Source organism: Micromonospora sp. KC606, assembly GCF_004348675.1.
Taxonomy (GTDB): domain Bacteria; phylum Actinomycetota; class Actinomycetes; order Mycobacteriales; family Micromonosporaceae; genus Micromonospora.
Genome location: NZ_SMKN01000017.1, coordinates 34,038 through 47,185, shown reverse-complemented (window position 1 = coordinate 47,185; position 13,148 = coordinate 34,038). Strand labels below are relative to the sequence as shown.

Annotated in this window: 9 protein-coding genes and 1 pseudogene; 1 reads left to right on the top strand and 9 read right to left on the bottom strand. The window is 73.1% G+C overall.

Features of this window, described 5'->3' with window-relative positions; all coding sequences use genetic code 11:
- Window positions 1–32 precede the first annotated feature (32 nt).
- Complete coding sequence (locus E1193_RS06850) at window positions 33–800, bottom strand: NAD(P)H-binding protein (RefSeq protein WP_132181337.1); 768 nt, start codon at window positions 798–800, stop codon at window positions 33–35.
- 4 nt (window positions 801–804) lie between these two features.
- A complete protein-coding gene (locus tag E1193_RS06845; protein ID WP_243707340.1) occupies window positions 805–2,472 on the bottom strand; it encodes an MFS transporter in 1,668 nt (555 codons plus the stop codon).
- Between the two features lie 405 nt (window positions 2,473–2,877).
- On the opposite strand from E1193_RS06845, the gene E1193_RS06840 reads away from it, so the two are divergent.
- Window positions 2,878–7,353: an HAD-IC family P-type ATPase gene (locus tag E1193_RS06840; protein ID WP_132181335.1), complete on the top strand. Its 4,476-nt coding sequence runs from the start codon at window positions 2,878–2,880 to the stop codon at window positions 7,351–7,353.
- Between the two features lie 146 nt (window positions 7,354–7,499).
- Here the strand turns inward: E1193_RS06840 and E1193_RS06835 are convergent, their stop codons facing one another.
- From E1193_RS06835 to E1193_RS06800, 7 genes and pseudogenes are all read right to left on the bottom strand, one after another.
- On the bottom strand, window positions 7,500–7,919 hold the full coding sequence (locus tag E1193_RS06835) for a CBS domain-containing protein (RefSeq protein ID WP_132181333.1): 420 nt from the start codon (window positions 7,917–7,919) through the stop codon (window positions 7,500–7,502).
- Window positions 7,920–7,993: 74 nt separating this feature from the next.
- Window positions 7,994–8,956 (bottom strand): L-threonylcarbamoyladenylate synthase, encoded by a 963-nt coding sequence (locus tag E1193_RS06830; protein ID WP_132181367.1) that lies wholly within the window; start codon window positions 8,954–8,956, stop codon window positions 7,994–7,996.
- A gap of 87 nt (window positions 8,957–9,043) precedes the next feature.
- A complete protein-coding gene (locus E1193_RS06825; protein ID WP_132181331.1) occupies window positions 9,044–9,484 on the bottom strand; it encodes a DUF3592 domain-containing protein in 441 nt (146 codons plus the stop codon).
- 125 nt (window positions 9,485–9,609) lie between these two features.
- Complete coding sequence (locus tag E1193_RS06820; protein ID WP_132181329.1) at window positions 9,610–10,512, bottom strand: hypothetical protein; 903 nt, start codon at window positions 10,510–10,512, stop codon at window positions 9,610–9,612.
- Window positions 10,513–10,545: 33 nt separating this feature from the next.
- The gene (locus tag E1193_RS06815) at window positions 10,546–11,082 is read right to left on the bottom strand and encodes a sigma-70 family RNA polymerase sigma factor (protein ID WP_243707339.1); all 537 of its coding nucleotides are present in this window, start codon (window positions 11,080–11,082) and stop codon (window positions 10,546–10,548) included.
- Window positions 11,083–11,856: 774 nt separating this feature from the next.
- Window positions 11,857–12,312, bottom strand: a pseudogene (locus E1193_RS32440) (CGNR zinc finger domain-containing protein); the annotation flags it as partial.
- A gap of 329 nt (window positions 12,313–12,641) precedes the next feature.
- Entirely contained in the window at window positions 12,642–13,022 is a 381-nt protein-coding gene (locus E1193_RS06800; RefSeq protein WP_132181323.1) for a DoxX family protein, read from the bottom strand.
- Window positions 13,023–13,148 lie beyond the last annotated feature (126 nt).

Genomic DNA, 13,148 nt, shown 5'->3' with positions numbered 1-13,148 from the left:
AGGAACGAGGGAAAGTTTCATTTCACCCGGGTTCACCCGGTCGTGTCCACGAGGTGGTCGGCCCAGGTCCGCCTGCCGGTCGGGGTGGCGGTGGTGGTCAGGCCCCCCGCCCGCAGCGCCCGGCCGAGCCGGCCGGGGAACCGGACCGGCAACAGCGGGCGGCGCGAGCCCCGTGCCGCCCGCCAGGCGCGTACCGCCTCGTCGAAGCGGAGCACCTGCGGCCCGCCGTACTCCTCGACGCCGCACAGCGGGCCGGCGGTGAGCCGTTCGGCGAGCCGGCCGGCGACCTCGTGCTGGTCAACGGGTTGGGCGAGCATCGCCGGATCGCCGACCACCGGGCCGAACCGGCTCGCCGTCCGCAACAGGACGTCCACGAACGGAAGGAACTGGGTGGCGCGCAGCACCGTCCAGGGCACCGGTCCGGCGGTGACCGCCTGCTCGGCCGCCAGCTTGTGCCGGTAGTAGCGGAACGGCACCCGGTCGACACCGACGATCGAGACATACACGAGGTGACCGACGCCGGCCCGCCCGGCGGCGAGCAGCAGGCGGCGGGTGCCGAGCACGTCCACCTGGTGGGTGTGCCGGCTGTTCGGCAGCGACGCCAGGTGCAGCACGGCGTCCACGCCGGCCACGGCCTCGGCCAGCCCGGCCCCGGTCGCCAGGTCCACCACCGCCCAGTCCGTCCCCGGGTCGTGCCGTGGATGCCGGCTCGTCGCCCGTACGTCGAATCCGTCGGCACGCAGCCTCGGCAGCGCCGCCCGCCCGAGCGTGCCGCTCGCTCCGGTGACCAGAATCTTCATCATCTCACCCCTTCCGGTATGCCGACGGATCAGCGGATCCGATCGTGACACCGTCGAGCAGACACGAATCGGCCGGGCTCCGCCCAGCGCCTGACCGGCTCCGCCGGTCGCGCCCTTGATGCCCCTCGTGCCCAGCCAGGCGAGCGTGGTGACAGGCACGACCACCGCGGCGGCGCCCGCCAGGAAGCCGACCGACGCGCGGCACGGCCGATCCGCGGAGGCCAGGAAGACCGCCGCCACGGACACGCCAAAGACCGCAAACGACAACCTCGTGATCGACGGGAGGTGGAGGTGCGGTGGCGGGTAAGCCGGGCGGCGTGACCCGGTGGGCGAGGAGCAGGCCGATTAGGGCGCAGGACGTGGCGACGGCGAGCATGGCGGCGTACTCACCGGGACCGGGCACGGTGCCGGCGGCGAGCACGGCGCCGGTGAGGGCCAGCACGGTGGCGACGAAGAGCGAGTCGCCCAGCTGCAGCGACGAACTGTTGCGCCCCTGCTCGTCGGGGGCGGACAGCTCCAGGGTGAGCACCGACAGCGACGGGTAGAGCAACCCCATCCCGGCCCCGGCGACCGCCCAGCCGAACACCCCGACCGCCACCGGCACCGCCGGCCACACCGACAGGGTGACCGTGGCCGTGCCGACGGTGACGCAGGCCAGGCCGGCCCGGGGGAACGTCGCCGACGAGCGGGGCGTGGGCAGCCGCCCCTGCAACCAGGAACCCACCGACCAGGCCAGCGCTCCTACGGTCAGCACCAGGCCGGCGGCGGTCGGTGAGAAACCCCGCTGCCGGGAGAGCATCAACGGGATCACCACCTCGGCCCCGGCGAACGCCGCCGAGGCGAGCCCGCGCAGCCCGATCACCGTGGGCAGGCCGCGCGCCGCGCGCAGGAAGCCGGCCGGCAGCAGCCGGGGCGCGCAGCAGGCCAGGCCGATCAGTGCGACTCCCACCAACGGAACAGCGGAAGCGCCGCGCTGCTGCCCCCCGTGGTGCAGCAGTGCGGCGCTCACCCCCGCCCCGGCCGCCCAGCCGATCCGCGCGAGCGCGCCGGCGGGCAGCCTCGCGGCGGCCGGCGCACGCAGTGACCGCAGACCGGGTTGGACCAGCAGCGCCGCCGGCACCGCCACCGCCGGCACGGCGAGGAAGACCCACCGCCAGCCCAGGTGCTCGACGATCAACCCGGCCACCGCCGGACCGACCAGCGCCGGTACGACCCAGGCGGCGGCGAACGCGGCGAACACCTTCCGTCGCAGCTGCTCCGGGTACGCCTGCCCGACGACGACGTACAACGCGACCGAGAGCAGCCCGGAGCCGAAGCCCTGCACCGCCCGGCCGACGACGAGCTGCCCCATGCCGGTGGCGCTGCCAGCCAGCAGCAACCCGGCCACGAACAGCCCGACGCCGCTCCACATCGGTACGCGTGGCCCCCGGACGTCGCACCAGATGCCGGAGAGCACCATGGCGAACACCCCGGTGGCGAAGGTGCCGCCGAAGGCGAGCGCGTAGAGGGCAAGACCGTCCAGGGCCCGGGCGACGGTGGGCATCGCGGTGCCCACCGCCAGCGCCTCGAAGGCCAGCAGGGACACCAGGGAGACGACACCCACGGTCATCGCGCGCAGGCGCGGGTCGTACAGGCGGGCGACCGGGGGGTGTGCCTGGGCGGTCGCTGTCACCGTCCGGCCGCCATGCCGGGCATCCGACGCGGGCGCGACGGCGGCGGTGCAGGCCGGTACGGGTACCGAGGCGGCGTGGTGCGGTCCCGGTTCGCGTCGGACCTGAGCAGTTCGATCAGCACGGGGTTCAGCCTGCGACCTGAACCCGACTTGAGGTCAACGGTGAGCCGGGTCTCGTCAGGCGTGTTCCCACGCCTCGCCGATGTCCCGGGCCAGACCGGAGAGGTGCTGATCGGCGAGGAGGCACCCCGCATCGGCGGCGGAAACCTCCCTGGCGCCGGCGGCATAACGGGCGTGACGGCGGGAAGGCAGCCGCCGGACGACCGCGGGAGGCGAAATGGCGTACGGCAGCAGCGGCCGAGGGGACGGCGGGAAGCGGGGCCGACGGCTCGGCCACGCCGCTCGATGACCACGCTGGGCCGGCTCGCCGACCGGGTGCTTCCACCGGTGCCGCCCCTGGTCACCGGCGCCTCCCGTACCGTCGGCGTGACCGCGTCCCGCCTGGCCCGCGCGGCCGGGCTGACCAGACGCCGGGTCTGGTCCCGTGACAGCCGGCACCACATCGAGGTGCACGGCGTCTGCCAGGACGGCGGCGACCGGCTGGCCCGCCAGGTCGAGCAGGCCCTGGAGCGGATTCCCGGGGTGGCCTGGGCGCGGGTGAACGCCCCCTCCGGCCGGGTGGTGGTGGCCGTCGAGGAGCCGAAGCCGAAGCTGCGCGACCTGATCGTGGCGGTGGCCCGGGCCGAACGGCTGTGCCCCCACGAGCCGGACCCGGACATCCCGCCGCCACACCCGCCCGAGGAGGGGCCGCGTACGCCCCGCACGCTGGGTGCGCTCGCCTCCGACGCGCTGGGCCTGACCATCTCGGCGGCCACCAGAATCCTGCCGTTCACCCCGGTTCCCGGTGAGGTCGCCGGCCTGCTCGGTGCGGTCGACCTGCACCCGAAACTGCACGCCCTCGCCGACCGAGGGCTACGCGCCGACCCCCGCGCCGACGTGCTGTTCCCGCTGGCCGAGGCGGTGGTGCAGGGCCTCACCGGCGGCTGGGCCGGGATCGTGCTGGACGGCGTACAGCGGATCATCCAGTGGGGTGAGGCCCGAGCACAGCTCTCCACCTGGAACCAGGCCGAGCCGCGGCTGACCGGCGACCCGGAACGGGCCGTCGCCCGCTCACCGGCGACCGACCGGCCGTGCCCGAAGCCGGACGGCCCCGCCGAGCGGTACGTCACCTCGGCGCTCGGCGCCGGCGCGGTCGCCGCGGCGGCGGCGCTCCCGGTCGTCGGGTGGAAGCGGTCCGCCGCGCTCGGCCTGTCCTCGCTGCCCAAGGCTCCGGGCAGTGGTCGCGAGGGGTACGCAGCCCAACTCGGCCGGATGCTGGCCCACCGGGGCGTGATCGCGATGGACCGCAGCGTGCTGCGGGAACTCGACCGCATCGACACGGTGGTGCTGGACGCCGCCGTGCTCGGCTCGGAGCGTGGTGTCCTGGCGGACCTGGCTCCGCTGGCGGGCGTGGACACCGGCGAGGTGGCCGGCCGCGCGTTCGCGCTCTTCGTGCCTGAGGAGCCGGAGGCGGTCCGGGAGGAGGACGGGTGGCGGCTCGGGCCGCTGGCCGGGCTGGACGCCGACGACCCGGGAGACACCCCGGACAGCCGGCGGCTGCGCGACGACGGCGGCCTGCTCCTCGGCCTCGCCCGCGCCGACAAACTCGCCGCGGTCATCCGGGTCGCCCCGGAACCCGCACCCGGCGTCGACCTGCTCCCCACCGCCGCCCGGCAGGCCGGCCTGCGGCTGGTGGTGGCCGCCGACGACCCCCGACGGTACGACTTCGCCGACGCCGTCCTCCCCGGCGGGGCGCAGCTCGCCAACTCGGTGCGCGCCCTGCAACGCAACGGCGCGGTGGTGATGCTGGTCTCCGGTGACCGGGCAGCGCTCGCCGCCTCCGACTGCGGACTCGGCGTGGCCGCCCCGGACGACCTGCCGCCGTGGGGCGCGCACCTACTCGTCGGCACCGACCTGCGGATCCCGGCGCTGCTGATGGAGGCGGTGGGGGCCGCCCGGCAGATGACCCGGCGAAGCATCCGCATCGCCATGGCCGGCAGCGGCCTCGGCGCGCTCGGCGCGTTCACCGCGGACCGTCGGCAGTTGCCCGGCCGGGCCCTGGCCGCGGTGAACGGCGCCGCCGCGCTGGCCTTCGCGCACGGCGTGTGGCGGGCGCACCGGCTGCCCGACCCGACCGGGACGCCCGCGCCGGCCACCACCGCCTGGCACCTGATGCCGGTGGAGACGGTGCTGCGTCACCTCGACACCACCCCCGCCGGGCTCACCGACGCCGAGGCCCGCCGCCGGCACGGCGGAAGCACGGCGGGAACCCCCGGCCCCGGGGGCCTGCTGCGCGCCTTCGTCGACGAACTGTCCAACCCGCTCACCCCCGTGCTGGCCGTCGGGGCGGCGCTGTCGGCCGCCGTCGGGTCGCTGGTCGACGCCGCCCTGGTCGGCGGAGTGGTGGGCGGATCAGCCCTGGTCGGGGCGGTGCACCGGCGCACCACCGAACGGTCCCTGGCCGCGCTCCTGTCCCGCTCGGCGGTCACCGCCCGGGTCCGCCGGGACGGTGCCGAGCAGGTGCTCGCCGCCGACGACCTGGTGCCCGGCGACGTGATCGTCCTCGGGACGGGGGACGCGGTGCCGGCGGACTGCCGGGTGCTGACCGGCGACGGGTTGGAGACCGACGAGTCGTCGCTGACCGGGGAGTCGTTACCGGTGGGCAAGTCGCCCGAACCGGTGGTCGCCGCCGTCGTCGCCGACCGGCACTCGATGCTCTACGAGGGCACCACCGTCGCGGCCGGTCACGGCACCGCCGTTGTGGTGGCGGTCGGCGCCGACACCGAAGCCGGCCGCAGTCTGGCCATGGCCCGGCAGGCGCCCCCGGCCAGCGGGGTGGAGGCCCGGCTCGGCCGGCTGACCAGCGCGGCAGTGCCGCTGGCGGCAGGCTCGGCGATCGCGGTCGCCGGGACGGGTCTGCTGCGGGGCGTACCGCTGGCGGAGACGGCGGCGACCGCCGCGAACCTGGCCGTGGCGTCGGTGCCCGAGGGGTTGCCGTTCCTGGTCAGCGCCGCACAACTGGCGGCGGCCCGGCGGCTGGCCGAGCACGGCGCGCTGGTCCGCAACCCTCGCACCATCGAGGCGCTGGGCCGGGTCGACGTGCTCTGCTTCGACAAGACCGGCACCCTCACCGAAGGCAAGCTGATGCTGGCCGGGGTGGGCGACGACGACCGGTACGCCCCGGTGGACCAGCTCGACGACGGGCTGCGCCGCATCCTCGCCGTCGCGTTGCGCGCCACCCCGTACGCGAAGGATCCGGTGGATCTGTCGCGGCACACCGACCGGGCCGTCCGGTACGGCGCCCGGGACGCCGGGGTCTCCGAGCGGACCGGGGCGGCCGGCTGGGAGGCGGTCGGTGGTCTGCCGTTCGAGCCGTCCCGGGGTTACCACGCCACCGTCGGACGGGCCGGCGGTGGGCTGCTGCTCAGCGTGAAGGGCGCACCGGAGACGGTGCTGCCCCGGTGCGGCGCGTGGCGAACGCCGGACGGGCGGGACGAGCCGCTGGACGACGAGAGCCGCGACGGACTGCACGCCATGCTCGCCGACCGGGCCGGGGCGGGGCACCGCATCCTCGCCGTCGCCGAGGGCCGGGCGGGCACCGAACAGGTGACCGACGAGCAGGTGACCGGCCTGGTGTTCGTCGGTTACGTGGCGCTGGCCGACGGGGTACGCGAGTCCGCGGCGCCGGCGGTGCGCCGGATCCGGCAGGCCGGCGTGCACACCATCATGATCACCGGGGATCATCCAGCCACCGCCGAGGCGATCGCCTCGACCATCAGCCCCGACCACGAGGAACAGCGGGTAACCACCGCCACCGAGCTGGACCGGCTCGACGACGACGCGCTCGCGGATCGACTTGCCCGCACCGACGTGGTGGCCCGGTGCACCCCGGCGCACAAGGTGCGGATCATCCAGGTGTTGCAGAAGCACGGGCGCACCGTCGCGATGACCGGGGACGGCGCCAACGACGCGCCGGCGATCCGGCTGGCCGACGTGGGCATCGCTCTCGGCCAGCGGGGCACCCCCGCCGCCCGCGCCGCCGCCGACCTGGTGGTCACCGACGACCGGCTGGAGACCATCATCGCCACCCTGGTGGAGGGGCGGGCGATGTGGTCGTCGGTGCGCCACGCGCTGAGCATCCTGGTCGGCGGCAACCTCGGCGAGATCGCGTTCAGCGTGCTGACCGCCGCCACAACCGGCCGTTCGGCACTGACCGGACGGCAGTTGCTCCTGGTCAACCTACTCACCGACCTGGCGCCGGCGCTGGCCATCGCGGTCCGCCCGCCCGGCACGAACCACGCCGACGGGCTGCTGCGGGAGGGCCCCGACACCTCCCTCGGCGAAACGATGACCAAGGAGATCAGCCTGCGGGCCGCCGCCACCACCCTCGGCGCGACGGCCGGCTGGACCCTGGCCCGCCACACCGGCGGGCAGGATCGCCGGGCCGGAACGGTGGCGCTGGTGTCGCTGGTCGGCACCCAGCTCGGCCAGACGGTGCTGGCCGGCGGGACCAGCCCGACGGTGCTCGCCTCCACCGCCGCCTCCGTCGGTGTGCTGGCCGCGGTGGTGCAGACTCCCGGGGTCAGCCAGTTCTTCGGTTGCACGCCGCTGGGCCCGGTCGGCTGGGGCATCGCCGCCGGGTCGGCGCTGGGCGCGACGTTCGCCAACGGCGCGCTCACCCGGCTGGTCGACCGCCTCCCGCCACCGCCCGGCGTCGCACCGCCACCGGGTTCGACCGACGAACCGGGGGTACGGACCGCAGATGACCCTGGACAGAGCTGAGCGTTCCCCGCCGTCGACGCGATGCTGATCCACCTCGGCGGCACCCGGATCGCCGCCGTCCTGAGGCAGGGCCGTCGCCCGCGTACCCGACGGCCGTCGCCCTGCCTGTCCTGAGCCGGAGGTGACGGCCGACGGCGGATCCGGGGTCAGCTCCGCTCGGAGAGGGCCTCGATCAGGTCACCCACCGGGCGCTCCGGCAGCGACCGGGCCACGTCGGCCACCGCCACGATGCCGACCAGTTCGTGCCCGTCGATCACCGGCAGCCGGCGTACCTTGTGCTTGCCCATCGTGCGCAGGATCTCGGTGGCGTCGTCGTCGGCGCCGATCGTCACCGCCGCACCCTGGGCCAGCTCACCGGCGGTCACGTTGACCGGGTCCTTCCCCTGGGCCAGCACCTTCACCACGATGTCGCGGTCGGTCAGCATGCCCCTTAGCCGGTTGTCGTCGCCACAGATCGGCAGCGAACCGACCCCGAGGTCGGCCATCCGCCTGGCGGCGGCGCGCAGGTCGTCCTGTTCGCGGACGCAGGTCACGTCGGCGGTCATGATGTCGCGTGCGCTCGGCATGATCACACCTCCATTTCCGGGGGTCGTTGTCACAGATTCGTACCCCTGGATGGTCGGCCCATGCACGCGAGGCGTCAGCCGGCGGCGTTCCAGGTGGCGGCGGCGCGTCGGAGGCGGTCGTTGACGGCCCGGCCGACCCCCTCTTCCGGGACCGCCTCGGCGTGGATCTCGGTCACCCCGGCCGCGTCGAGTCGGTGCAGAGCGTCGAAGAGCCGGGCGGCGGCTTCCGTCACGTCCCCGCCGGGCGAGAGCACCTCGACCACGGCGTACCCGGCGGCCGGGGCCGCCCGGAAGGCCAGAAAGCCCCGCCGCTCGCCGCCGCCGGGCGCCGGCTCCGCGCCGGACACCAGCCGCAACGGGGTACGCGGCGCGTAGTGCGCCGCCAGCGTGCCGGGCGCCACCGGCTGCCCGGAGCTTCCCGGGCGTACGCTCACCGGCCCCGCCGCCGCGACGAGTTCCTCCAGGGCGAGCGCGCCGAGCCGCAACACCACCGGCTGTGGGCCCCGCGCGTCCACGATGGTCGACTCGATGCCGCACCGGGTGGCGCCGCCGTCGAGCACCACGTCGACCGCAGCGCCGAGCCCACTCACCACGTGTTCCGCCCGGGTCGGGCTGAGCTGTCCGAAACGGTTCGCGCTGGGGGCGGCCACCGGCACCCCGGCGGCCCGGACCAACGCCCGGGCGGACGGCTCGTCCGGCACCCGGACCGCCATCGTGTCCAGCCCTGACGTGACGATGGGCGGGATCACCGCAGGCCGGTCCACGATCAGCGTCAATGGTCCCGGCCAGAACCGCCAGGCCAGCGCGGCGACCGCCGCCGGCACCGCACCGACCAGCTTCTCCAGGTCAGCGGCGTCGGCCAGATGGGTGATCAGCGGGTCGAAGCTGGGCCGCGCCTTCGCCTGGAAGATCCGTGCGGCGGCCCGGGCGTCGAGCGCGTTCGCACCCAACCCGTAGACGGTCTCGGTGGGAAACGCCACCAGCCCACCGGCGCGCAGCACGGCGGCGGCCTCGGCGATGCCGGACTCGGCGGGCAGGAGGCGAGGGGATCGGGAGGTCACGCCCCGACGCTAACCTGCCCCCGGTGTCACCCCGTCGCCGACCAGGCGATCCCGTCCAGCCTGTCACTCGTCGCCGACCAGCCCCCACGACGCGACCACCAGGACGGTCCCGAAGGCCAGCAGGGCCGCTCCGCCGAGCGCCCGAAGCCAGACGTCCAGGAAGTCTGGTCCGAGGCGGGCATCCTGCACGTGGTGCACCGGGTCGGCCGGGGCGTACCGCACCCGCATCGTCCCGCCCTCGACGGGCTCCGGATCGGCGCGGAAGTCGTACACGTCGGTCTCCACCCCGGTGCCGTCCGTGGTGTCGAACCGCACCCGCACGTAGCTGTCGTCACCGAGCCGGTGCACCTCCCGCACGTCGGCGGTCGTGACGAGGCCGTGGTCGCGCAGATCGACGGCCTTGCGGTACGCCCCGACCGCGCCGATCCACACGAACGTGGTCACCGCGACGGTCAGCAGGGCTCCGCACACCACCGACGTACGCGTCACCCGTCGCGGCCTCATCGACCTCATCCCCCACCACCGTCGCCGGGCCGACGAGCTGCTGCGACCATTCTTCCGCGTTGTCTCAGCGCTGCCCGGAGCCAAGATTACTCACGCATTGGCGTTCACCGAGCGGCGTTCCGACGTCAGGAACCGGCAGCCGGCTCCTTCCCGTCGGCGGAGACCCACAGCACCACGACGTTGTTGGCCAAGGGCTCGGTGTCGTAGACGTACCAGCTGTCCGGCACCTGGTCGGCGGCCGCCTCGCGGGACTCGAAGCCCACCCGGTAGGTGGCGGTCTGACCTCGGGCGGTCAACGCCCGACGCGCGTCGGACACCCGTTTGCCCTCCAGTGCCTTCAGTTCCGCCTCCTGCCCCTCGGTGAGGACCGGGGCATCGCCCTCGACGGTCTCGCCGGTCTTCGGCGTACGGCCGAAGACGATTACCGCCTGACCCTTGTAGTCCAGCGGCACCCGGACGCCGACGGAGCAGTTGCCGCCAGCGGTACAGTCGCCCGGCGCCTCGATGGTGGTGATGCCCGGGCTGCTCTCCTCCAGGAAGATGATCCGTCCGACCCGATCCGCGGTGGCGGGTGCCAGCTTGAGATCGATGTTGAGCCCGTGCCGGGCGAGTTCGGCCTTGTATCGCTGCGGGTCGGCAACGGAGTCCAGAATCTTGACGTCGAGGTGAGCCCCTTCCTGGCTGATCTGAAGCGTGTTGGCTTGTGCCGGGGTCGGGCCGACGGGGCTGGATTCCGGCAGCACAGCGCTGACGACGAAGGCCAGCGCGCCCAACCCCGCCAGGGCCGGCCCCGCGAAGGCGAGGCGCCGGCGCAGGCTCCAGGTCTTGTGACGGCCGCCTGCGGCCTTGGTCGGCTGAACGTCCTGCTTCGTGAGTTCGGTTACCGGCGACACGGTGGGCACTCCCATGATGAGTTGGCGTAGTTCGTCGGCGGCGGGCCCGGTCGGCTCCGACGCGGAGCGGGGGATGGAGAACTGTGGGGACAGCAGCCGGATCAGCCGGTCGTGCTGCTCGTCGGTGTCGGTCATGGTCATTCCTTCGTCATGTCGTGCGATCGGTTTTCACGTTGTGAGGAAGGAGGCCCGCAATGCCTCGGCGAACCGGCGGCGGGCGCGGTGCAGGCGGATGCGTACGGCGTTCGCGGAGCAGTCGAGGGTCAACGCCAGTTCGTCAGCTGTCAGCTCCTCCCAGACCACGAGACGCAGGAGCTCCTGGTCGGCGTCCGGAAGTTCACGGAAGGCGGCAGCCACGTCGGCGGGGACGTCTGGCTGGGTCACCGTGACGTGAGCGAGCTCATCGCGCAGTCTGCTGGCGAGCCTGGTGGCGCGGCGGGCGGTCCGATGCTGGTTTGCGAGAACATTGCGGGCCACCCCGAAGAGCCACGCCCTTTCGTTGTCCGCCGGGATGTCGTCGATGCGTTGCCAGGCGACGACGAAGGTGTCCGCCACCACATCGGCGGCCATCTCCGGTCGGTCCGAGCGGCGCAGGGCATACCGGAGCAGATCTCCGTAGCATGCCCGGTACAAAGCCTCGAACCGGGTGGCGGCATCGCCATCACGCGAGGGGGGTGCGGCGCGTGCCAACTGAGCTCCCTTCACCTGGGCCAGTACTGGACGGGGCCGCCCAGCATCAGCTACATGTCCGGCAGGAAAGCGTCATTTCATCGACAATCTTCGATTATTTGCGATCCGACCCCGTCGCGGTGGTCCGGGCCGACGTGATCGTGCACAGCCTCGGCGGCGCCATCGCGTGCGTGCTCGCGGCTAGCCATCCCGAGCTGGTGCGCCGAATGGTGCTGGTCGATCCGGTGCTGGACCCGGTGCGGCCGCTGCCGAAGGTCAAGCACCCGCCCACTCCGCCGTCGAGGTCACCGACTCCCTCGAGAAGCTCGGACATCGGGGTCTACCGGGACCGAGGCCGAGTTCCTCGACCACGGCCGGGTCGAGACGATGGGCCACGTCGGTCCAGGGTGGGCCGGCACGGGGCGACTGGCCGGGCCGCAGGCCCCATACCGCACGGCGATGAACATGCCGCTCGGAAGTACGCCGACCCCGCGCGAGCACCTGGAACGCCTCCCGGTTGCACGGACGCTGCTGTGTCCGGCTGCGAACGGACTAGGTTCCGACGCCGACCAGCGGGCCGCCGCAGGTGTCGAGGCGGTGGCGATCCCCGAGTGCGGTCTCAACACATGATCGACAACGCCAACGGGTTCGTCGTCGGCGCCGCCGCCGTCGCACTTCGTGACTGACCCTGCACGGCCCGGCCGAGATCATGGATGATCGCGTCGTTCTGCGCCCAGCCAAAGCGCCATAGCGGCCTTGATAGCCCTCGGTAGCAGTCAATACCTTCGGTGCGTGACCGCTGACCGAGGGCTACTCATCGAAGTAACCATCCGACTCGCTCCCATCGACGAGGAGCGCTGGCAAGCTCAACGGAGCCTGGTGCGGAGCACGGGTGCCACCTTCGACGCTCACACACACGCTCGTCCCGGCGTGCCCGAGAAACCGCATTGGAGAACATGCGGTGCGCCGGGCGCCGAGGGAGCGGTCGAGATAGATACGAGCGCAGCCAGTGCGACCGCACTCCTTGAAACAGGCGTGCGGATCGGCGAGCACGGCGATCCCGCTTCTGGCGATTTGGGAGAGTACGGCGAGGAGGACTCCCGACATGTGCGAACCTGCGTCACTGAGCTTGATCGTGGGCACCGGTCCGGCGGCCGCGTCGTAGACGATCTTGAGGCTGCCCGGATCGAAGGGCCAGTCGAGCATGCGGATGAGCGCAAGTCGGTAGATCGCTTCTCGCAGTGACAGCGCAAACTGGAAGGTTGCGAAGTCGGCGGTAACACAGTCGGGAGCTCGTCACATTCGGCCACCCACCGCTCGAGGTCTGCGGGCGCGACCAGGGCTCGATTGAGGGCCTTTCCGGAAGCGGGGCGCAGCCTCGTCGCCGGAGACCGAGTCGGGCGGTCCTCACAGGCTGGATTGAGCTGGTCATCGCAACACCTGCCCGGGGGTGTTTCGTGAGAACACCAGCGGGGTGGATGACGACCTTGACGGGGTGCCCCGGCGACGCGTTCGCCGGGGCACCCTCCGCTGTACCAGTCGATGTAGTCGACGGTGACGAATGGCGTTCCTTCCTGTACAGACGCTGATGGCGATCAGGTGAAGGGGTACGGGCCGAAGCGGCCCCACGCCACCACGCCGGCCAGCGCGACCAACACCAGGTTCGTCACGATCGCGCTGGGCTCCTTGCGTCTGGCGTGGGTTATCGCCGCCCCGACCATCAGCAGCACAAGGCCGACGGCTGCCATCGGCACCAGGACGGGGATGATGTCCAGCGCGGCGGGCAGGATCAGCCCGACCGCGGCCAGCACCTCCAAAGCGCCGATCAGTTTGATCGTGCCCGGAGAGAAGTCCTGGGCCCACGCCATGTTCGGCGAGGCGACGAGCTTGTCCTTCGGCTGGGCCAGTTTCGCGCCGCCAGCGGCCAGGAAGAGCGCGGCGAGCAGGCCGGCCAGAATCCACAGAACGATGTTCATGAGTTGACCAATCAGGGGTAAGACAGGGCCTCGACGTTGTCGTGATGCGTCCCGATGTGCTCCGGTGATGCGACCTCGGCTCCAACAGCCGTGATCAGCGACAAGGTCGGGTTAGTCGCTGCCGTC

Coding starts and splice junctions, on each gene's coding strand:
- E1193_RS06850 (WP_132181337.1), bottom strand. CDS start 800: ATGAAGATTCTGGTCACCGGAGCGAGCGGCACGCTCGGGCGGGCGGCG.
- E1193_RS06840 (WP_132181335.1), top strand. CDS start 2,878: ATGACCACGCTGGGCCGGCTCGCCGACCGGGTGCTTCCACCGGTGCCG.
- E1193_RS06835 (WP_132181333.1), bottom strand. CDS start 7,919: ATGCCGAGCGCACGCGACATCATGACCGCCGACGTGACCTGCGTCCGC.
- E1193_RS06825 (WP_132181331.1), bottom strand. CDS start 9,484: ATGAGGCCGCGACGGGTGACGCGTACGTCGGTGGTGTGCGGAGCCCTG.
- E1193_RS06820 (WP_132181329.1), bottom strand. CDS start 10,512: ATGACCGACACCGACGAGCAGCACGACCGGCTGATCCGGCTGCTGTCC.
- E1193_RS06800 (WP_132181323.1), bottom strand. CDS start 13,022: ATGAACATCGTTCTGTGGATTCTGGCCGGCCTGCTCGCCGCGCTCTTC.